Here is a 21,444-nt window from a genome sequence, read left to right as displayed (position 1 = left end):
TCAAATCTTGACTTCTACACATTAATAAGTGAGACTTGTATTCTGCACTTCAAAATTTTTAAGGTATTAGATGTTATTAAATAAACTTGTTCTAAATATTTCAATACAAATAAGCATAGCATTGGTAAAAATAAGAACATATTTTCCCCTACTAAAAAAAGTAACTTTAACAAAATATAGCTTAACAGAAAATATTGAAACACTCAAAGTAAATACAGATGAAGCTAAAACTGTAAAGATTACAAAAGAGGATTTAGCAAAATCTTTTGAGTTATATGAAGAAAAATTGATAATATTAGCACAAACACTATCATCACAAACATCAATTAGTTATGATGCTTATAACCCTCAAACAGAGTATTACCCATTGATAGGAGAAGATGGAAATATCAAGTATATCCCTATCACTGAATTATAATTTTTTAAGCTTTAAATTTAATCGGTAAGTTTTACATACTTACCGTTTTTTATTAAAGAACTCTCTATATCTTCCTTGCAAATCTAATACTCTATGTTAAATTTACAAGGAAGATGCTTGTCCTATAATTTACAAAATTTTTATACAAGCTCCATTATTGTATGCTTATTTTTTCCGATTATAGACATATCATCTTCTAAATATTTGTGCATATCTTCTGCCCAACCGTGCCATGGTTCTATATTAAACCGGTCTATAATATCTCGTTCACAATTTTGCAATATTTCTAATATTTCTTTACTAGTATTATAATATGATGGAGTAAGACCTGAAGCATCTTTGATCATTACTAAATAAGGATTTTTTGCTAATAAAGCTTTGATAATCTCTTTGTTAGCAATTCCTGTAACTGCTGAATGTAACACTGTTGAATCGTTATAGGTCATCTCTGTTACGTATTTAGCTAATTCTAATATTTTTTCAACTAATGTTTGTTCTTTATCCTCAACCGCATCATGTAAGATATACTTATTATTTTTATCAAATAGAAATGCTTTTAGTGCAGCTTCATCATTCTTGTCTATTAATGCTTTGAATTTTCTTAAGAAGCTTCTTTTTTAGAAACATCCCTCTCTATATCATCATCATCTGAACGTGGTGATGTTAGTGAATCCTGAGTATTAGAGTTATTACTATTTTTTGTAAAAAACTTAAAAAAAGATGTTTTTTTATCGACTGTAGTATTTGTTCTTTAGTCATTAATTCTCCTAAAATATAAGATTATAAATTTAAGAATAATAACGCAACAAACCAAGTTGAATTATATATTACTTAATTGATTAAGAATTGTTAATTTATCACAATGTCATTAATTACTGAAGTTTTATATTTTCCATATCCCAATCATGAGAAATAGTATTATACTTTAATATATAAGGCTTAGTATCTATAGAATCTAGAGTTACATCAGCAATCATATCATCATGCGACGAGATAAGTTCATTATAACCGAAATTAGCATAATAAGGTTGATAATTTCTAAATCTAACCGTTATAAACTTCTCTTTAGTAATAGCAGGTAAGAATTTCACCAAATCATCAAGATTACTTAACGCTAAATCTTTCATCTCAAAAATTTGCAATCTATAAACATTTTTATAATCTTTAGTAAAAAACGTTGGTATAGAGCTAAAGCTACTACCGGATTGAACGGAAGCTATACTTAGAGCTTTAAGCGGAATACCTGATTTATTACTAAAATAATCATCGGCTTCAAAAAATACTGCACCGCCGAAATTTATCATTTTAGCGATTTTATTATTGTTCACATCATATAAATCTACTGCTTGTTCTAGCTTTTTTCCGTCACGAAATATAGTAAGTTTAATAGCGATTCCTTTGAAATTATCCATTTCTCTATCAAATAATGCTAGATTACCGCCGAGTTCCTTATCATTAACTGCCCAAATAATATCACCGGCTTTTAAAGATTTTTCGGCAGGTGATCCGGCTAGAACTGCCTTAACGCTTATCACTCTATTTCTACTATCAGGAAATTTCTTTATATATTTATCCATTTCTTCTTTAGGGAAATTGTGATGTCTCACTGCTTTATTTAAAGAATATAACTCGCTTATTATTCCTATATGTTTTCTGCCTGGTTGTTTATTATTCTTTAAACTTTCTAAAGTGCGAGCTACATAATCACCGTGCAGCGCTAGAGAATGAGTTTTACCGCCACCATATAATACTCCTATAGCCTCAATCTTATCGTTTAATACCGGTGAACCGCTAGCACCTCCTGTAGTATTTAAATTAATAACATAAGTACATTGCGGCATTAAACCTTCAATATTATAAAGATCAGACAAATAACCGGTATGGAAAGAAAAACCTTTTGCTTCTGTGTTACCGACTACAAAAACCTTTTGATTTAATTGTGGAAATTCGCTTGCAAAAGATATTTGCGTTGCTGATGCCGGTATATCTTTACTCTCTACTTTTAAAACGGCATAATCTTGCCAAATATCGTAATAGATAAGTTTTGCTTCTGCCTGCTCACCGTTATAAAAAGTAACAAAATAAGTTCCGATAGACGCACCGCCGACAACATGAGTATTAGTAATTATATAACCGTTGTTCTTATCGTTGATAAATCCCGTTCCAGTCCAACTACTTGTATCGTCATATGCCGATACGGCAATTCTAGTATCGATCGTTACGATTGCTTTCTTTGCTTTTTCAAATATAATAGTGCTTGTTTCGCTAGATGCTAAAACTATATTATTTAGGACAACTAAATTAATAATAAATAAAAGTTTTAGTAAAATCGGTAGTTTTTTCATTGTCACCTCTTGTAAAATCATTTAAGCCGCACTATATCAAATCAAAAGTCATAATAAAATAAAAAAAAGAAAACGAGGAATCTTATGGGAAAAGTAATAGGTATCGACCTTGGGACTACCAACTCTTGTGTTGCGGTCATGGAAGGTAAAGAACCAAAGGTAATAGAAAATGCAGAAGGTGAAAGAACTACGCCGTCAATAATAGCTTTTGCAAACGGCGAAAAATTAGTCGGGCAATCTGCTAAGAGGCAAGCAGTAACTAACCCTCGCAATACTATATATGCGGTAAAGCGATTAATCGGTAGAAATTTTATCGATCCTATGGTCAGGAAAGACCAAGGTATTGTACCATATAATATAGTTAAAGCCGATAACGGGGATGCATGGGTCGAAGCGGATAATAATAAATATTCACCAAGTCAAATTAGTGCATTCATTTTACAAAAAATGAAAGAAACTGCTGAGAATTATTTAGGGGACAAAGTAACACAAGCAGTAATTACCGTACCTGCTTATTTTAATGATGCACAGCGTCAAGCAACAAAAGATGCCGGTAAAATAGCAGGTCTTGAGGTCCTGAGAATAATCAACGAGCCGACTGCTGCAGCTCTTGCTTACGGTTTCGAGAAATCGGCAAGTAAAACTATTGCAGTATACGATCTTGGCGGCGGAACATTCGATGTTTCAATTCTTGAGATCGCTGACGGTGTTTTTGAAGTGAAATCAACAAACGGCGATACATTCCTTGGCGGTGAAGATTTCGATACAAGAATATTAAACCATTTAATAGATGTATTCAAAAAAGAAAACGGTATAGATTTAAGTAAAGATCCTTTAGCACTTCAACGTTTGAAAGAAGCCGCGGAAAAAGCTAAGAAAGAGCTATCTTCTGCAGTAACTACCGATATTAATTTACCTTATATTACGGCTGATAGTAGCGGTCCAAAACACTTAAATATTAAATTTACTAGAGCTGAACTAGAAAAATTAGTAGATGATTTAATTGAAAAAACAATTGAGCCTTGCCGTAAAGCATTACAGGATGCAGGTTTTAAAGCTTCTGATATTCAAGAAGTAGTATTAGTAGGCGGTATGACTAGAATGCCGAAAGTACAAGAAGCCGTAAAAAAATTCTTCGGACGTGAGCCTCATAAAGGCGTAAATCCCGATGAGGTTGTAGCTCTCGGTGCTGCTATTCAAGGCGGAGTACTTAATAAAGAAGTAACGGATATATTATTATTAGACGTTACACCTCTATCCCTTGGCATTGAAACTCTTGGCGGCGTATTTACAAGATTAATCGATCGTAATACTACTATACCTACTAAGAAAAGTCAGGTATTCTCAACTGCTGATGATAACCAGCATGCCGTAACTATTAGAGTATTCCAAGGTGAACGTGAAATGGCAAAAGATAATAAATTACTTGGTCAGTTTAATCTCGAAGGTATACCTCCTGCACCAAGAGGTTTGCCGCAAATAGAAGTAACGTTTGACATTGATGCTAACGGAATAGTGCATGTTTCAGCCAAAGATAAAGCAAGCGGTAAAGAGCAGAAAGTAACTATTCAAGCTTCCGGTGGTCTTAGCGATGCGGAAATTGAACAAATGGTTAAAGATGCCGAACAAAATGCTGATGAAGACAAAAAGCGTAAGGAACTTATTGAAGCAAAAAATGCTGCCGATAGTTTAGTTTATTCTACTGAAAAAACTCTTACAGAATATGGCGATAAATTATCATCAGACGATAAAGGAGCTGTTGAAGAAGCACTAGCCGCTTTAAAAACCGTGCTTGAGTCGGAAGATGCTGCTTTGATTAAAGAAAAGACCGAAAGTTTAACTGCAGCTAGCATGAAAATCGGTGAAGCGATGTATAAAGCACAAAGCGAGAGCCAACCTGCTGAAGAAAGTGCCGCTAATGATGAAAAAATAGTAGATGCCGACTTTCAAGATGTAGAGAAGAAGTAGAAGTAATTCCGTCATTGCGAGGAGCGAAGCGACGTGGCACTCTCGTTAAATATCCTGAGATTGCTTTGTCAAATTACTATGTAATTTTCCTCGTAATGACGTTACAATCTCATTTTATAAATTAAATTATGTCACAAAATTATTACCAAATACTAGGGGTTAGTAAAACAGCTAGCCAAGCTGACCTTAAAAAAGCCTACCTCAAGCTAGCCAAGCAATATCACCCTGATACTACTGATGCTAAAGATGCTGAAAAGAAATTTAAAGAAATCAATGCCGCTTATGATGTTCTAAAAGATGAGCAAAAAAGAGCTGCTTATGACCGTTTGGGACACGATGCTTTTCAAAATCAACAATCACGAGGGGGAGGAGGAAATCATGGCGGTTTTCACCCTGATATTAACGACATATTCGGTGACTTCTTTAGCGACTTTATGGGAGGCAGCAGAAGATCATCACGCCCAACTTCAGCTAAAGTTAGAGGCTCAGATTTAAAATATAATCTGACAATTAACCTAGAGGAAGCATTTCACGGTATAGAAAAAAATATTAGCTTTGCTAGCGCAGTAAAATGCGATACTTGTCACGGTAACGGTTCTGAAAAAGGTGAAACCGTAACTACTTGCGATGCTTGCAGCGGTGTTGGAGCAACTAGAATGCAGCAAGGATTCTTTACGATCGAACAAGCTTGTCATAAATGCCAAGGTAACGGACACATTATAAAAAATCCTTGCAAGAAATGTCATGGCATGGGACGTTACCATAAACAACGAAATTTATCGGTAAACATTCCTGCCGGTGTTGAAAACGGTACTAGAATAAGACATACCGGAGAAGGGGAAGCAGGTATTAGAGGCGGTAATAGCGGTGATTTATACGTTGATATAACAATAAAACCACATGATATTTATAAAGTAGACGGAGCACATCTACATTGTAAACTACCTATTAGTTTTGTGAATGCTGCTCTTGGAGGAGAGATAGAAGTACCGGTAATTGAAGGCGGAAAAGTAAACTTAACAATTCCTGCAGGCACACAAAACGGGGATCAATTAAGGCTACGCAGCAAAGGTATGTCTAAAATGAGATCAACTATTAGGGGTGATATGCTTACGCATATTCATGTCGAAGTACCTAAAAATTTATCTAAAAGACAACGTGAATTACTAGAAGAATTCAAAAAAGAATCCATAAATGAAAAAGAAAATGACGGCAGCTTTTTTAATAAAATGAAAAGTCTGTGGTCGTAAATTTTATTTACCTTTCCTATAGAAATGAAACCTCCAATATTATAAAATATTATTTGCATAATATTACCGGAGGTTTTTATGCCTTATAAAAATAATAACGATTTACCTGATTCAGTTAAAAATCATCTTCTGAGCCATGCTAAGGATATTTATCGCGAAGCTTTTAATCATGGCATTTGAACCATATAAGGATGCCGATAAAAGACGTGGAAATGACTCTAGAGAGACAGTTGCACATAAAGGGACTGTTGCGAGATAATTTTTAATAGTAAAATGAGAGGAAAACAGATAAATAAATATTTAGCTCTGTCCAAATATTTTTAAAAAGAAATTCTGTTTAATATTGAGATAAAATTTATTCAATAGTATAGTAATTTAATAGAGATTTGTTTACAGAGTTAGGATTTTTATTAACAAATTTCTCTAAGCTATTAAAGTTGTTAAAACCACTAATCGTTTTAAATTAAAACATATGGCATTCATAAATTCAGAGAATTGATTTTTGGCAATTCCTATATATCTAACCCGTTTATTATCTTTTGAAAATACCCTCTCAAAAGGTGCTCTGATTTTCGTATAATATTTATCAAGGTCAAAATTCTTATCTTTCATATTATTTTTCTTTATTGAGCAAAGATGGAACCCCTTTTTAGCTGCTGCATTCTTGGCAGAGATTGTACAATAACCTTTATCAACATATGTAGCACCGGAGCTTGGCATAACATGCTTAAAACCTTTGCTATCAGTAACATTTGCAGGGGTAACTGCAACCTTATTGATCATTCCTGATTGAATATCGACACTCACATGTTTTTTATAACCATACCAAAATTTATTTGCTCCCTTACAGCCAATTTTAGCTTGTTTATCCTTTACAACCTTAGGCAGAGTCTCATTATTCAATTTATCATATTTTTGTGTTCTTAGTTTATCACGTTCCTCCCAAAGATTAGCTTTTGAGATTAAATGAGAAGCATCTACAAAGGTAAATACTTCACCCATATAGCCTTGTGCTCGTAGTTGATCTCGGAATTTTACAAATATTTTTGATAGTAAATTAGTGCCTATTTTTTTACGTATTTTACTAAATACACTATAATCAGGCGTCTTCTCTGTAAGAGCAAAATCACAAAACCATTTTGCCGCTGTGCTATCAGCTAAATAACGTTCCAATTCCCGATCCGATAAGTCTTCCATAAATTGCAGCAGCAAACATTTAAACAGCCTCACTATACCATAGCCTTTATAGTTAGCTTCGCATTCTACTGCTAATAACTCAGCTTCAACTGCTTTAAAATTGAATAAACTTTTGAATTTACGATATTGATGATCCACACTTATTAACTCATCTAAACTTACCATTATCATTTGATACTCAGACATATGAACATATTTTTTGTTTTTTTTAATTATACCTGCTATCCTCTCATCTCGCAACAGTCCCATAAAGTAGCATGGTCGGCCGTAGAAAAAAATAACATAAAAATGATAAAGGACATTGGGTAGAGAAATAAGTCCAAGAATATAGACCTATTCAGAAACTCTACTTCTAGGGGTAATTTGTACGTCGATCCGGTACTCGAATCCTTACGTACAAGTGTACGCTGCGGTTCTGCGTTCTGTGTTTCCCTCAAATGCCTCCTTATAAACGAGTTTCTGAATAGGTCTAATTTATAAGTTTGTGAGATTTTAAATTGAATCCTTGAAATTCTGTAAGCCTATATGTATATTTAGTTATTAACTGAATTTAAGTTCTTATGAAATTAACAAAATTATTGAGTACCCTTTTAGTTATAGGGTTAGTTTTAGGCGGGTGCAAAAACAAAAAAAACAGTGATGACATAGTAGTCCCTATCCCTACCCTTTATAATGAAGGTATTACCTTATTGGAAAAGAAAAAATATAAGAAAGCTGCAGAAGAATTCGGAAGAATATTTTACCAGCATCCAGGTAATGAAATGACGCCGCAAGCCGAAGTGATGCAGGCTTATTCTTTATTTCTCGCCGCTCAATATGAAGAAGCGGTTGATGTGCTTGATATGTTCATTAATTTGCACCCTGCAAATGTTGACATTGCTTATGCATATTACCTTAAAGCATTATCATATTATATGTTAATTTCAGACGTAAATCATGATCAATCTAGAACTTTCCTAGCTAAAGATAGTTTTGAAGACGTAATAGCAAAATTCCCAAATACTAAATATGCTATTGATTCATCTTTAAAAATTGACCTAGTAAACGATCATTTAGCAGGTAAAGAGATGATGGTAGGTCGGTTTTACTTAAAGAAAAAGAATCCGATGGCAGCTATAAATAGATTTGAAGAGGTAATTGATAATTATCAAACTACTTCTCACTCGGTAGAAGCTCTTTACCGTTTAGCTGAGAGTTATATGATGCTCGGACTTCCGGATGAAGCAAAAAAATATGCCTCAGTGCTAGGTTACAACTATCCTGAGAGTCAATGGTATAGTTATGCGTACAGGCTAGTTCAGAACCACCAAAATTAAGCGGCATATGTTCTACAGTCTCTCAGTTAAAAACTTCATTCTGATAGACGAGCTGGAAATTGAGTTTAATAAAGGTTTATGTGTTATTACCGGTGAAACGGGAGCCGGTAAATCTATTTTACTTGATGCTATTTTATTTTGCTTAGGTTATAAAACTTTAAATAATACAATAAAGCGTGGAAAAGATTACGCTGTTGTTAATATAATATTCTCTTTAAATGAAGAAATAAAAAATTTTCTGATTCAAAATTTTATTGAACCTGAAGAGTTATTGTTTGTAAAGTGTCTGCAAAAAGCCGAAGGACGAAAAAATTTTTTCATTAATAATCAAGTGGTTACTAAAGCTCTTATGCAGCAATTAGCTACTTATTTATTCGAGCTTCATGGACAAAATAATAATATTTCTCTTCTAGAAGCAAATACGCAGCGCGATATTTTAGATAGTTATGGAAATCTTTTGGACTTTCGAGCGGAGCTTTCCAAATGCTATCAGACTTGGCAAAATACTCGGAAAGAAATGGCCGAAATAACACTTAAGCAAAATGCTATAGAACAAGAAATTGATTATTTGAGCTTTGCAACGGAAGAATTAACTAAACTGAACATTCAAACAGGTGAAGAAGAAAAATTAGCCAATCTACGAAAAGATTTGCAAAATAAAGATAAGGATTTACAGCTAATAAAAGATATTCTAGAACAGATTAATAACCCTGAAATAAATACATCGATTAATAGAGCAGCGAAATTATTAGCAAGGCAAGGCAACAATGAGCGTTTTGAAGCTATCGTTACAAGTTTAGATGAAGCCTATAATAATCTAGAAGAAGCACGCCAAGAATTATCAAATCTGTTAGATAGTTTCAATTATGAGGAATATAATCTTGAAGAAACAGAAGAAAGATTATTTTTAATAAAAGCTATTAGCCGTAAATATAATGTTCCTGCTGATGCGTTAGGTGTATTTTTAGATAAATCTTTAGAGCAGCTCAGTATATTAAAAAACAAAATAGCAAATAGTAATGAGTTGAAAGCTCAAGAAGTACTACTGCAGAAAAAATATTATGAACTAGCGAGTAATTTATCTGCAAAGCGTCTTATTGTTGCAAAACATCTAGAAGAATCGTTGCATCAGGAGCTAAAGCAACTTAAAATGGCGAAAGCAATTTTTGAGATTGAGATAAATGCTAAAGAACCAACAGCTGACGGTAATGACGATATTGTGTTTAAAGCGTCTACTAACCCGGGAACGGCAGCTGCAGCAATTAATAAAATCGCTTCCGGCGGTGAATTATCAAGATTCATGTTAGCTTTAAAAACTTCTTTGTTTGATAAAATGGTAAAACCATCTATTATATTTGATGAAATAGATGTCGGGATTGGCGGAGAGGTCGCAGATAAAGTAGGTGAGCGATTAAAAAAACTTAGTAGCGTTACTCAAGTAATAGTTATTACGCACCAACCGCAAGTAGCAGGTAAAGCGGATTTGCATATAAAAATCGAGAAAACACAGCTAGAGGAAGAAACGAAAGTAACGGTAAAAGCTTTAAATTTATCTGAAAGACAGGAGGAACTCGCCCGCATGATTTCAGGTAAAACAATCACCAAAGCAAGTTTAAAAGCAGCAAAAGAGTTGTTGCATTTGTAATAGGCACTAGCGGTACGGTTTTTATGTCATCCCTGCGAAAACGAGAATCCAGTAAAACAACAAGTTTTTTATAGGTTTTACTGGATTCTCGTTTTCGCAGGGATGACATAATAGGGAACATATGAACAACAACTACACAAAATTAGAAAACGAATTTGCAACCATCTCACATTTTAATAATATCTTGAGCATATTATACTGGGATGTTGCCGTAAATATGCCTATGGGTTCAGGTGAGAGTAGGACAAACGAAATAGTAACTTTAACGTCGCTAGTTCATTCTATGCTCAAATCTCCTACTCTAAAGGAGCTACTTAGCAAGGCAAAAGAAGAATCAAAGAACCTTGATGAATGGCAGAATGGTAATATTAGAGAGATTGAGAGAAAAGTAACAGATGCAAATTGTATTGACGAGCAGCTACAAAAGAAATTGGTAGCAGCTACTACTAAAGCCGCACTTGTTTGGCGAGAAGCAAGAAAACATAACGACTATAATTTATTTAAATCACACTTACAAAAAGTCTTAGATTATACGAAAGAAGTTGAAGTACGAGCAGATGCTTTTAATTGCGGATTATACGACTCATTAATAGATATGTTTGATCCAAGCAGAAAAAGTAGCGAGATCAAACAAGTTTTTTCAGTACTTAAAAAAAAACTTCCGCAGCTCATAAATAAAGTTTTAGAAAAACAGAAAACCGAGAAAGAACTAGTACAACACAGCAAACTAGCTCCTGAAATGCAAAAGCGTATCGGAAAACGCATTATGGAAATTATGCAGTTTGATCTAACAAAAGGACGATTAGACGAATCGACTCATCCTTTTTGTGGTGGAACGCCAAACGATATACGTTTAACTACTAGGTATGATAAAGATAATTTCATAAGCGGTTTAATGGGAATTATTCACGAAACAGGACATGCTTTATATGAACAGAATCTACCGGAAATATATAAAGGGCAGCCGGTTGGGCTTGCTAAAGGTATGGCCTTCCATGAAAGCCAATCTTTATTTATGGAAATGCAAGTAGGTAGATCAAGAGAATTTACCGAATTTTTAGCTAAATTACTTAGAGACGAATTTGCTTTTAAAAGCGAAGAATATTCAGCGGCAAGTTTATATAGAAAAATTACAAGAGTTACGCCTGATTTTATAAGAGTAGATGCAGATGAAGTAACTTATCCGATGCATGTAATATTACGTTTTGAGATAGAGGAAATGCTTATCAATGGCGACTTGAATCTCGATGAGTTACCAAACTGTTGGGATAGTAAGATGCAGGAATATTTAGGCGTTAAACCGGTAAGTTTTAGTAACGGCTGTCTTCAAGATATTCATTGGTCACACGGAAATTTCGGTTACTTTCCCGCCTATACAAACGGTGCAATTATCGCATCAATGGTGATGAAAAAAGTAAAAGAGATGCATTCAAATATAAAAGATGATATATTAAAGGATGATTTTAGTAATCTAAATAATTATCTAAATAAGAATTTTAGAAATCTCGGTTCGTTAAAAAATTCAGCCGATTTATTAAAAAGTGCTAGCGGTGAGGAAAAAATTAGCCCTGAGGTGTATATAAGATATTTAGAAGGGAAGTATTTATAGTAATAAAATCGTTATTGCGAGGAAATTACGAAGTAATTGACGAAGCAATCTCGGAAGAATTGCTGAGATTGCCACGCTCCTTTTAGTCGCTCGCAATGACGGCTTATGACAAAAACTAAACAATACAAACAATAATATGGAAGAAGACTTAAAAAAAACAGGTTATTTATTTGGCGGGAATGCTGTTTTTGTTGAAGAGCTATATAAGCAATATCTAACCAACCCTGCCTCGGTTGATCAAACTTGGCAAGAATTTTTTGCCGGCATTAAGGATAATAATACTTTACTCAATAAAAGTACGGCAAAAATAATTATCCCTGATGAAATAAAAAAAGAATCGTTAAATAATAATTTATTGTCTGAAGACTTAAATAGTTTAAAAGCTAAGGAAATGATCAATGCTTATCGCAAGCATGCTCACTATTTAGCGAATCTTGATCCGCTTGGTCTTGAGCTACGTAAAACAAAAAATGATTTAAAGCTTAATATAGAAACTTTTGGTCTTGATAGCGGTCAGCTAGAAGAAAATATCAATATTACGGATGAATTTGTCGGTACTTGGAACTGTAAATTATCTGAATTAGTGACCAAGTTCGATAAAGTTTATACAGGTTCTATAGGTGTAGAGTTTGAGCAAATAGAAAATGTAGCAGAAAAAAACTGGTTATATAATAAGCTAGAAAGCGAAGTTACGTTTTCTTCTGAAGACAAAAAAACTATCTTAAATGATTTAGTAGAAGTAGAAGGGTTTGAGCAGTATTTACATACAAAATTTCCCGGAGCTAAGCGTTTTTCCATTGAGGGTGGTGATGCTTCTATCGTTGCTATGAGTAAAGCTATAGATTTATCCATGCATCAGGGCGTCTCAGAAATCGTTATAGGTATGGCACATCGAGGGAGATTAAACACTCTAACTAAAGTAGTAGGTAAGCCATATAAAGCCGTTATTGCAGGCTTCATAAGCGGCAGCGTATTTCCTGATGAGCTAAATGTTTCAGGCGATGTAAAATACCATTTAGGCTATTCGTCCGATAGAACTCTAGAGGATAAGAAAATACACTTGTCGCTAGCCGATAACCCTTCACATTTAGAAGCGGTAAATCCTATAGTTGCAGGAAAAGTAAGAGCAAAGCAAGATATTCTTGGAGATACTAAACGCAGCAAAGTCAAAGCTATTTTAGTACATGGCGATGCTGCTTTTTGCGGTCAGGGCGTGGTTGCCGAGAGTCTATCAATGTCACCTTTAGCTGCTTATGATATCGGCGGGATATTGCATTTCGTCATTAATAATCAGTTAGGTTTTACGGCTAATGCTGCAGATACTAGAGCTAGTAGATATTCTACGGAGTTTGCTAAAATCATAGCTGCCCCGATTTTACACGTTAACGGTGACGATATAGAAGCAGTGTTAAAAGCCACCAATATTGCGGTAGAATACAGGCAGAAATTCGGTAAGGATGTTGTAGTAGAAATTATTTGTTACCGTAAATATGGGCATAATGAGGGCGATGAGCCGATGTATACTCAAGGCAAGATGTATAACATTATTAAAAACAAACTGACCCCTGGAAATATTTACGCAAATGAGTTAGTAAAAAGCGGTGTAATCGACAATAATTATTTTGCTAAGTTAAAAGAAGAATTTAAAGCAAAACTAGATAAGGAATATAAGCAGGCAAAAAGTTATAAGCAAGAAGCACATTTCTTAGGCGGATTATGGCAAGGTATTTCTCGTACTCGTACACAAGCTACAATAACGGGTATCAGTAAAAAAACATTACACGATTTAGGCACTAAACTATGCGAAATACCGAAAGATTTTGCCGTTAATCCAAAACTTGTAAAACTATTTGAAGCTCGAAAAGCCACTCTAACAGCTGATCAACCTATTGATTGGGCGACGGCAGAGCAGCTAGCTTTTGCGAGCTTGCTTGCTTCAGGCACAAATATAAGGCTAACCGGACAAGATTCGGGACGCGGTACTTTCTCGCATCGTCATTCAGTATTGCACAACCAAATTGATGGTACTACCTATATACCTCTAAATAATTTATCTAAAGAACAAGCAAAATACGAGGTAGCCGATAGTAATTTATCTGAATATGCGGTGCTTGGTTTTGAGTATGGTTATTCACTCGCAAACCCAAAAAATTTAGTTTTATGGGAAGCACAATTTGGTGATTTTGCTAATGGAGCTCAGATTATTTTTGACCAGTTTATTTCAAGCAGCGAAACTAAATGGCTTCGTATGAGCGGGCTTGTGGTTTTGTTACCTCATGCATTTGAGGGACAAGGACCGGAGCATAGTTCGGCAAGACTTGAGAGGTTCTTACAACTGGCGGCTGAGAATAATATGTATGTTACATACCCTACTACCCCTGCTTCGATTTTCCATCTGCTACGTCGCCAAATACTTGATGATACCCGTAAACCTTTAATCGTAATGTCGCCGAAATCATTATTACGTCATAAATATGCCGTATCTAAACTTGACGAGCTAGGTGAAAATACTACTTTCTTACCGGTTTTAGATGAAGTAACTAAAGTAGATACAAACAATATTACTAAAGTAATTTTATGCAGCGGTAAGGTATATTACGATCTATTTGAAATGCGTGGCAATAACAGTAATATAGCGATTATTAGGCTTGAGCAATTATACCCTTTTGAAAAAAAACTTGTAGCATCGCTATTAAAAAAATATAATAGGACGCAGGAATTTATTTGGTGTCAGGAAGAACCAAAGAATATGGGAACTTGGTGTTATATAGTTTCTCACTTAAACGATGCTTTAAAAGAAGCAGGAATTAATAATGAATTTAAATATGTAGGTAGAGAGGAATCAGCCTCTCCGGCAGTAGGCTCGCTGCAAGCACATAATAAACAGCAAGAGAAACTATTAAGGGCAGCATTGGGAATATGATTCTTAGGGTATTGCCTAATAATCATCATTGCGAGCGACTAAAAGGAGCGTGGTAATCTCAGGAATTTGCCTGAGATTGCTTCGTCGACGCTTATAGCGTCTTCTCGCAATGACGATAAAACTATACAGGGCGATGCTATACAAATATAGGAGTAAAATAAATTATGAGCGTTAAAATTATAGTACCGTCGCTTGGGGAGTCCATAACGGAAGCAACTATTGCCAAATGGTATAAGAAAGAAGGCGATTCGGTTAAAACCGATGAATTACTGTTAGAAATCGAAACCGAAAAAGTGACTTTAGAAGTTAATGCTCCTTGCAATGGTACTATAGGTAAAATATCGAAAACTGACGGTGCAAATGTAGCAGTTGGCGAAGAAATAGGCGAAATAAATGAAGGAGCAGCTGCAAATACTGCCGGTACTAATAATGAATCTGCTAAAGCTCAAGCAGTAACACAACCTACTTCAGAAAAACCTGCCGTGGCTAATAATACTCTTGCTCCTTCTGTACAAAAATTAGTTACCGAAAATAAGCTTGACCCCAATAATATAAAAGGAACAGGTAGAGACGGTAGAATTACCAAAGGTGACGTGCTTGCAACAATAAACACTACGGCTACTTCTGCTCCTGCAATAAGTAAATCTAATGAAGAAAGAGTGCAGCGTGTTCGTATGTCACGCTTGCGTAAAACTATTGCACAGCGTTTAAAAGATTCACAAAATACAGCAGCTATTTTGACTACTTTTAATGAAATCGATATGTCAAAAGTAATTGCTTTGCGTAATCAATATAAAGAAGAGTTTGAGAAAAAGCACGCTGTGAAACTTGGGTTTATGTCTTTCTTTGTTAAAGCAACAATTGAAGCTTTAAAGCTTATTCCGTCGGTAAATGCTGAAATAGATGGCGATGATTTAGTATATAAAAATTACTATGATATAGGTGTAGCTGTCGGAACAGAGCAAGGGCTTGTTGTACCGGTTGTGAGGGATGCCGATAAAATGGGATTTGCCGAAGTGGAGAAAGCTATAGGAATTTTGGCTAAAAAAGCTCGTGAGGGTAAGCTTTCTATTGCTGATTTGTCAGGTGGGACATTCTCGATTTCTAACGGAGGCGTATATGGCTCATTATTATCTACACCGATTATTAATCCTCCTCAATCAGGTATTCTAGGCTTACATAAAACCGAGGAAAGAGCTGTAGTTATAGACGGTAAAATTGAAATACGTCCGATGATGTATATAGCTTTATCTTACGATCATCGTATAATTGACGGGAAAGAAGGAGTATCGTTCTTGGTAAAAATTAAGCAGCTTATTGAGAATCCTGAAAAGTTATTGTTAAATTTGTAAACAATTGTCATTGCGAGTAGCCGTAGGCTGCGTGGCAATCTCATGAAATCATAACCAAACTCCTGAGATTGCTTCGTCAATTACTTCGTGATTTTCCTCACAATGACGTGGTCCCGTTTTTACTCTTTGAAAAAAAAGTAAAATCATTCAAAGAAAGGAAGTATATAATAATGATAAAATGTACTCGTCGTATTGAGTTTGATGCAGGACATAGAATTATAGAACATCAAAATAAATGTCAATTCCTGCACGGTCATCGCTATGTTCTTGAGATCGCTATAGCCGCAAACAAAACCGATAAACTTGGTATGGTAATCGATTTTGGTTTAATTAAGGATTTAGCTAAAAAATGGATTGATGAAAATTTTGATCATAGCTTAATCCTACATCAAGACGATAAGGAAATGGGGCAGCAAATAGAAAATTGTACCGGTCAAAAAATATATTACATGCAAAATAACCCGACTGCAGAAAATATAGCGACGCATTTAAAGAATGAAATTTTTCCTAAACTTTTCGTAAGTCAAAACTTCTTCGTAACGAGCCTCAAACTATATGAAACACCGAATTGTTTTGTTGAGGTTTAGGCATGCAAGATTGCTGTTTAATTTTAACTACTACTAATGATTTGCAAATTGCCGAGAAAATCGCATCTGTTTTGTTAGAATTAAATCTTACTGCCTGCATTCAAATTGACGATGTCAAAAGTTACTTTAGATGGGATGGTAGAGTAACTTTAGAAACTGAATATAGACTTGTAATTAAAACAAAATCTTCTAATTATAATGAAATTGAAAATAAACTCCTTGAAATTCATAATTATGAATTACCGCAAATAATAAAAATAAATATTGACTATGGCTTTCAAAAGTACTTAGAATGGATTAATCACAATAATAAATAAACTTATAGTTGGGCAAATTTAAAAATTAAGTAAATAAATTATGAAATTATGGCAAAAAGTTACCTTAGGGTTAATCTTAGGTATTATATTTGGTATATACTTACCACAATATGTTAATTATATTAAACCTATCGGTGACATTTTCTTACGTTTGATAAAAATGATCATTACCCCTTTAATTTTCTTCAGTTTGGTTTCCGGTATCACTAGTATGAATGATGATTCTGCCCTTGGTAGAGTAGGAATGAAAGCGGTAGCCGCTTTTTTAGGTACTACTTTTTTTGCCACGGTTTTTGGACTCACTGTTGCCTTAGTATTAAAGCCAGGAGTAGGCGTACATATAGATTTCACCTCTTCAGGAACGACAAGCAGAACTTCATTTAATATAATTGATTTTTTTGTAAATATCGTCCCTGATAATGCTGTTGGGGCTTTTGCAAACGGTGATGTCTTACAAGTTGTATTTTTTGCTATTTTTGTTGGAATTACCTTAAACAAAATGAAATCTATCGGTGAACCTATTACTGATTTAATTCATGTAATGTCAAAATTAATATTAAAAATGATATCGTTTGTTATTCAATTATCCCCTTACGGTGCTTTTGCTTTAACAGGCTGGATTGTAGGCATGCAGGGAATTGAGGTAATGATTAGTTTATCGAAACTTGTTGTAGCGGTAGTTGTGGCGATGACATTCCAATATTTAGTTTTTGGCTTACTTATATTTGTATTCTGTCGTGTTTCACCTATACCTTTTTATAAGAAAAGTTTTGAGTATCAGATACTTGCTTTTTCTACTTCAAGCAGTAAGGCAACTCTTGCAACTACTATGCAAGTTTGTCGTGAAAAGCTTGGCATTTCAGAGTCTAGTACTTCGTTCGTACTTCCGATAGGTGCGTCAATTAATATGGACGGCTTTGCTATAAATTTATCTCTTACCACCATATTTTTTACTCAGATGATGGGAGTAACGCTTGCTCCTCACGACTATTTAGTCATTATTCTCACCTCAACACTTGGATCTATCGGTGGTGCCGGTATTCCCGGTGCCTCTTTGATAATGCTTCCTATGGTTCTTTCTTCGGTTCACTTACCTATAGAGGGAGTAGCAATTATTGCTGGTATTGACCGAATACTTGATATGCTACGTACTACTATCAATATTACCGGCGATGCAACAATTACTATGATTATAGATAACAGTGAAGATACTTTAGATAAGGAAGTATATTTATCTTAATGATATTGCTAACTAAGACCAGACATTGTCATTGCGAGCAACTATAAGCATTGTTGTCTGAATTGAAAAATGCGTTTTATGTCATTCCCGCGAAAGCGGGAATCCAAGGAAAAGCGAAATTAAAATATAGTTATCAAAAAGAAGATAATAGAATAGAATTTTTACAAGGTGATTCTAATAAAGTAGAGGTAATATTCCCAAAAGAAAAAATATCTGAAATAGTACATCCTATACTTTGAATAGAAGATGCTCATATTAATACTATAGGTATTTTATTTCATCATTGAAGATACTAATATTGACTATAATAATGCGTGCTATGATGTTTGGAGGAAAATTTTAGATGAAAAAACTTGTATAGCAAAATTAGAAAATTTAAACAATAAAATCGTTAGATTAACTAGCTGGTTGAAAGAAAACAAAGATTTATATTGAGTAGATACAAAATATGTAAATTATACAAAAGAAATTAAAGATGCCGTAAATAATAATGCAGAAATTATACATATAAAAAATATAGATCAAAAAAATTATAATATAATGACTCCCTATGACGGTGAGGTACGGATTAGCGGAATAGAAGAATTAATTTGTCATATGTATGGAGTAATAGGGATAATTGGTAGTTTGCCTGTATTATATAAAGAAGATAAGAATATTATTAGAGCAGTAGCACCAAGACGTAATTCGCATAATGAACGTAGCTCTTCAATCGCCGTATAATGATTGAGATTGGCATGTAGATGCTGCATACCGTCCAAATGACCAAGAAGAGTGATAACTTATCTCCTATAGTTGACTATTTAATTTGGGGGATTGTACATAAAGGACATGAGAATCTACCTATAATATATATTAGCCTTAAAGGTATATTATAATCAATTGAGCTACCAAGATATCTTAATCGGGCTAACAACATCGCAGTCGTAGACTGCATGGCACTCCCCAAAAAATAATAAAAAAAATTCTGTAAATCAGGATTTTTTCTCTTCCTTACTTCGTCAATTGCTATGCAATTTTCTTGCAATGACAGATACAGAACATAAGGCAGAAAATTAAGATAGGTTTTTATCCTAACTTGTGAAGTATAAATAGAAACGCTACAAAAATTTAACGGTGAGAATTGAGAAGCTTTTTTATTGCTTTTCTTTGTTTTGAGTCTTTATGCTATTTCTTTCTTTTATAATTTTCAGTTTAGTTTTAAATGGAGCAACAAATAAAGCAGTATAGTATTCTGCGTCAGAAGCATGTAAAGTTCTATTAGCATCCACCACTATCCAATCTCAAGCTCTTTTCTCTTTGCAATCTTTAATTTTTTGATCCGCTCCATATTCTAATAAAATACGAGTAGGTTCAACATTAAGATATGATGATGCATAATAAGGGAAGTCATTCCGGTTTTAGAATTTTGAACATTAGGATTAACACCTAACTTAAGCAAAAGTTTTATTAAATCAAGATTATTTCTTTCTGCGGCTAGCATCATTCCGGTAATACCGTCTTCATATCTTAAATTAGGACTCATTCCCTGATTAATTATAAAGTTTGGCAATTTCCGGCTTCATAAATCCTATATTTATATGGATTAAATTCATAGGTGCACCACACTTTAATAAAAAATCGGCAATTTTTATATTATTATTCGATATAGCATAATCTAAGGAGTCCAGCCCAAATATGGTTGATTTACTCCATATCCCTCATCTAATATTTTTTTACTTCATCAATATTATCTGCTTTAATAGCATCTGCTATCGGTGTAATTGGATTTCCGACTTTTTGATCATACTCAACACCATTCACATATATCTTTTTTAAACTCAAGTTTACATTCCATAACATGAATAGAAGAAATAATAAAAATAATTATAAACTTTAAAATTACTTGAATAATTTTCATATAATCAATCTAGGTACTATGTAGCTATACAGCATTAAACCTTTGTCGGTAAGATAGATATTTTCATCTAGTCTAATTAAGTCTAACGCTTTATAATGCTTAAGATTATTCATATCTAAAATATTCTCTAATTTCGTGTTTAATTTCTGCTCTAATGTAGAAATATTTATACCTTTGCTAATGCGTAAACCCATCATTAGCATTTCTTCAATAATCTCTTGATGTGCTAACTTAGTATTAGTTTGAATACCAACATTTTTTATTTTAACCGAATCTAACCATTTTTTAGGTTTATGCCACATCATAATTGCCGATACCGAATTTGAGGATTCAATGATTCTACTATGAGCTCCGGGGCCTATACCTAAATAGCTATTATAATTCCAATAAGTTAAATTATGCAAACATTCATGCCCTATCATAGCATAATTGGATATTTCATATCTAAAATACTTTTTAGATTCTAGATAATGATTCGTCCATTCATACATTTCAGCTGCCGCATCTGAATGCGGCAAAATCAGATTACCCTCCTTAAATAATTTATAACACGGCGTGCCTTTTTCGATAGTCAATTGATAAAGAGAAATATGTGAGGTAGCGAGCTGCATAGCTTGTTTTAATTCTTCTTGCCAGTCTTTTAATGTCTGACCGCTACGTGCATATATTAAATCAAATGACACTCGTAGAAAAATCGTATTTGCCGCCTCAATTGTTTTAATGGCCTGCATACAATCATGAGTTCTACCTAATTTTTTTAAATCGTCTTCTTTTAAGGATTGCACTCCTATTGAAACACGATTAATTCCGGCGGCTTTGAATGCTTTAAATTTTTCAGTTTCAAAGGATGTGGGATTAGTTTCTAGAGTTATCTCGGTTTGATTATCAATAATTGCTAGATTACTGATTTTATTTATTATTCCTTCAACTATTACAGGATTCATTAAAGAGGGAGTACCGCCCCCAAAAAAAATAGATTTTATATATTTATTTTGAATAATATCCTTAAAATATTCAATTTCAGTTTCATAAGATTTAAGCCACTGATTATGATCTATAGTACTTGCTACATGAGAATTAAAATCACAATACGGACATTTTGACAAACAAAAAGGCCAATGAATATAAATACTTAAATCATTAGCCATAACTCTCATATTTTGTATTTTTGCTAGTGCTAGCTTAGGTTTTGTGGACATTTCTAAAAAGATTTAATTTTGGTTATTTTTTGCTACAAATTATAAGATTTTTTTGAAATATGAATAACTATTTCTACAAAAATCTTATTAATTTTCGCTAAAAAAGACCTCAAAATAGCAAATCAATTAGCAATGTCCACAAAACCTAGCATTTTCTTTGATTTTATTCAAGGTGTAT

General features: G+C 33.8%; 19 protein-coding genes and 2 pseudogenes. 15 read left to right on the top strand and 6 right to left on the bottom strand.

Translation table 11 applies throughout. The features are described from left to right. The first annotated feature begins 70 nt into the window (after positions 1-70). A complete protein-coding gene (locus C4Q30_RS07795) occupies positions 71-418 on the top strand; it encodes a hypothetical protein (protein WP_103897659.1) in 348 nt (115 codons plus the stop codon). A gap of 140 nt (positions 419-558) precedes the next feature. Here the strand turns inward: C4Q30_RS07795 and C4Q30_RS07790 are convergent, their stop codons facing one another. Together C4Q30_RS07790 and C4Q30_RS07785 are read right to left on the bottom strand one after the other, a co-directional pair. Further along, positions 559-843, bottom strand: a complete 285-nt coding sequence (locus C4Q30_RS07790) for a hypothetical protein (protein ID WP_209445239.1) — start codon at positions 841-843, stop codon at positions 559-561. Between the two features lie 447 nt (positions 844-1,290). Then, positions 1,291-2,784 carry a S1C family serine protease gene (locus tag C4Q30_RS07785; protein ID WP_103897657.1) on the bottom strand — a complete coding sequence of 498 codons (1,494 nt, stop codon included), beginning with the start codon at positions 2,782-2,784 and terminating at the stop codon, positions 1,291-1,293. Positions 2,785-2,847: 63 nt separating this feature from the next. On the opposite strand from C4Q30_RS07785, the gene dnaK reads away from it, so the two are divergent. From dnaK to C4Q30_RS10070, 3 genes are all read left to right on the top strand, one after another. Then, the gene (gene dnaK, locus C4Q30_RS07780) at positions 2,848-4,731 is read left to right on the top strand and encodes a molecular chaperone DnaK (protein ID WP_103897656.1); all 1,884 of its coding nucleotides are present in this window, start codon (positions 2,848-2,850) and stop codon (positions 4,729-4,731) included. Positions 4,732-4,859: 128 nt separating this feature from the next. Next, the gene (gene dnaJ, locus C4Q30_RS07775; RefSeq protein WP_103897655.1) at positions 4,860-5,981 is read left to right on the top strand and encodes a molecular chaperone DnaJ; all 1,122 of its coding nucleotides are present in this window, start codon (positions 4,860-4,862) and stop codon (positions 5,979-5,981) included. A gap of 169 nt (positions 5,982-6,150) precedes the next feature. Further along, entirely contained in the window at positions 6,151-6,240 is a 90-nt protein-coding gene (locus C4Q30_RS10070; protein ID WP_103897654.1) for a cation transport regulator ChaB, read from the top strand. Positions 6,241-6,404: 164 nt separating this feature from the next. On the opposite strand, the gene C4Q30_RS07760 is transcribed toward C4Q30_RS10070, so the two are convergent. Continuing rightward, a complete protein-coding gene (locus tag C4Q30_RS07760; protein ID WP_209445172.1) occupies positions 6,405-7,427 on the bottom strand; it encodes a transposase in 1,023 nt (340 codons plus the stop codon). 77 nt (positions 7,428-7,504) lie between these two features. Further along, a pseudogene (locus tag C4Q30_RS10740) lies at positions 7,505-7,625 on the bottom strand (palindromic element RPE1 domain-containing protein); the annotation flags it as partial. A gap of 113 nt (positions 7,626-7,738) precedes the next feature. On the opposite strand from C4Q30_RS10740, the gene C4Q30_RS07750 reads away from it, so the two are divergent. The 11 genes from C4Q30_RS07750 to C4Q30_RS10310 all read left to right on the top strand — a co-directional run bounded on the left by C4Q30_RS07750 (position 7,739) and on the right by C4Q30_RS10310 (position 19,045). Continuing rightward, positions 7,739-8,494: an outer membrane protein assembly factor BamD gene (locus tag C4Q30_RS07750; RefSeq protein ID WP_103897653.1), complete on the top strand. Its 756-nt coding sequence runs from the start codon at positions 7,739-7,741 to the stop codon at positions 8,492-8,494. 7 nt (positions 8,495-8,501) lie between these two features. Beyond that, positions 8,502-10,139, top strand: a complete 1,638-nt coding sequence (recN, locus tag C4Q30_RS07745; RefSeq protein WP_103897652.1) for a DNA repair protein RecN — start codon at positions 8,502-8,504, stop codon at positions 10,137-10,139. A gap of 121 nt (positions 10,140-10,260) precedes the next feature. Then, the gene (locus C4Q30_RS07740; RefSeq protein ID WP_103897651.1) at positions 10,261-11,748 is read left to right on the top strand and encodes a carboxypeptidase M32; all 1,488 of its coding nucleotides are present in this window, start codon (positions 10,261-10,263) and stop codon (positions 11,746-11,748) included. Between the two features lie 136 nt (positions 11,749-11,884). Then, complete coding sequence (locus tag C4Q30_RS07735; RefSeq protein ID WP_103897650.1) at positions 11,885-14,671, top strand: 2-oxoglutarate dehydrogenase E1 component; 2,787 nt, start codon at positions 11,885-11,887, stop codon at positions 14,669-14,671. Between the two features lie 164 nt (positions 14,672-14,835). Further along, positions 14,836-16,023 carry a 2-oxoglutarate dehydrogenase complex dihydrolipoyllysine-residue succinyltransferase gene (gene odhB / locus C4Q30_RS07725; RefSeq protein ID WP_103897649.1) on the top strand — a complete coding sequence of 396 codons (1,188 nt, stop codon included), beginning with the start codon at positions 14,836-14,838 and terminating at the stop codon, positions 16,021-16,023. Positions 16,024-16,193: 170 nt separating this feature from the next. Then, a complete protein-coding gene (locus tag C4Q30_RS07720; RefSeq protein ID WP_004996555.1) occupies positions 16,194-16,610 on the top strand; it encodes a 6-pyruvoyl trahydropterin synthase family protein in 417 nt (138 codons plus the stop codon). Between the two features lie 2 nt (positions 16,611-16,612). Then, on the top strand, positions 16,613-16,927 hold the full coding sequence (gene cutA / locus C4Q30_RS07715) for a divalent-cation tolerance protein CutA (protein WP_014013932.1): 315 nt from the start codon (positions 16,613-16,615) through the stop codon (positions 16,925-16,927). A 40-nt stretch (positions 16,928-16,967) separates the two neighbouring features. Continuing rightward, positions 16,968-18,167 carry a dicarboxylate/amino acid:cation symporter gene (locus C4Q30_RS07710; protein WP_103897648.1) on the top strand — a complete coding sequence of 400 codons (1,200 nt, stop codon included), beginning with the start codon at positions 16,968-16,970 and terminating at the stop codon, positions 18,165-18,167. Positions 18,168-18,220: 53 nt separating this feature from the next. After that, on the top strand, positions 18,221-18,406 hold the full coding sequence (locus C4Q30_RS07705; RefSeq protein ID WP_103897766.1) for a hypothetical protein: 186 nt from the start codon (positions 18,221-18,223) through the stop codon (positions 18,404-18,406). Between the two features lie 301 nt (positions 18,407-18,707). Further along, positions 18,708-18,890 carry a hypothetical protein gene (locus C4Q30_RS07700; protein ID WP_245207542.1) on the top strand — a complete coding sequence of 61 codons (183 nt, stop codon included), beginning with the start codon at positions 18,708-18,710 and terminating at the stop codon, positions 18,888-18,890. A 20-nt stretch (positions 18,891-18,910) separates the two neighbouring features. Beyond that, on the top strand, positions 18,911-19,045 hold the full coding sequence (locus C4Q30_RS10310) for a hypothetical protein (RefSeq protein ID WP_280641693.1): 135 nt from the start codon (positions 18,911-18,913) through the stop codon (positions 19,043-19,045). Between the two features lie 455 nt (positions 19,046-19,500). Here the strand turns inward: C4Q30_RS10310 and C4Q30_RS07690 are convergent. Next, positions 19,501-19,842 (bottom strand): annotated as a pseudogene (locus tag C4Q30_RS07690) (ankyrin repeat domain-containing protein). Positions 19,843-20,063: 221 nt separating this feature from the next. Further along, the gene (gene hemW, locus C4Q30_RS07685; RefSeq protein WP_103897647.1) at positions 20,064-21,266 is read right to left on the bottom strand and encodes a radical SAM family heme chaperone HemW; all 1,203 of its coding nucleotides are present in this window, start codon (positions 21,264-21,266) and stop codon (positions 20,064-20,066) included. Between the last annotated feature and the right edge of the window lie 178 nt (positions 21,267-21,444).

The organism is Rickettsia fournieri (genome assembly GCF_900243065.1).
GTDB classification, from domain to species: domain Bacteria; phylum Pseudomonadota; class Alphaproteobacteria; order Rickettsiales; family Rickettsiaceae; genus Rickettsia; species Rickettsia rickettsii.
The sequence above is the reverse complement of the archived record's forward strand: the minus strand, read 5'-3'. Positions and strand labels throughout refer to the sequence as shown.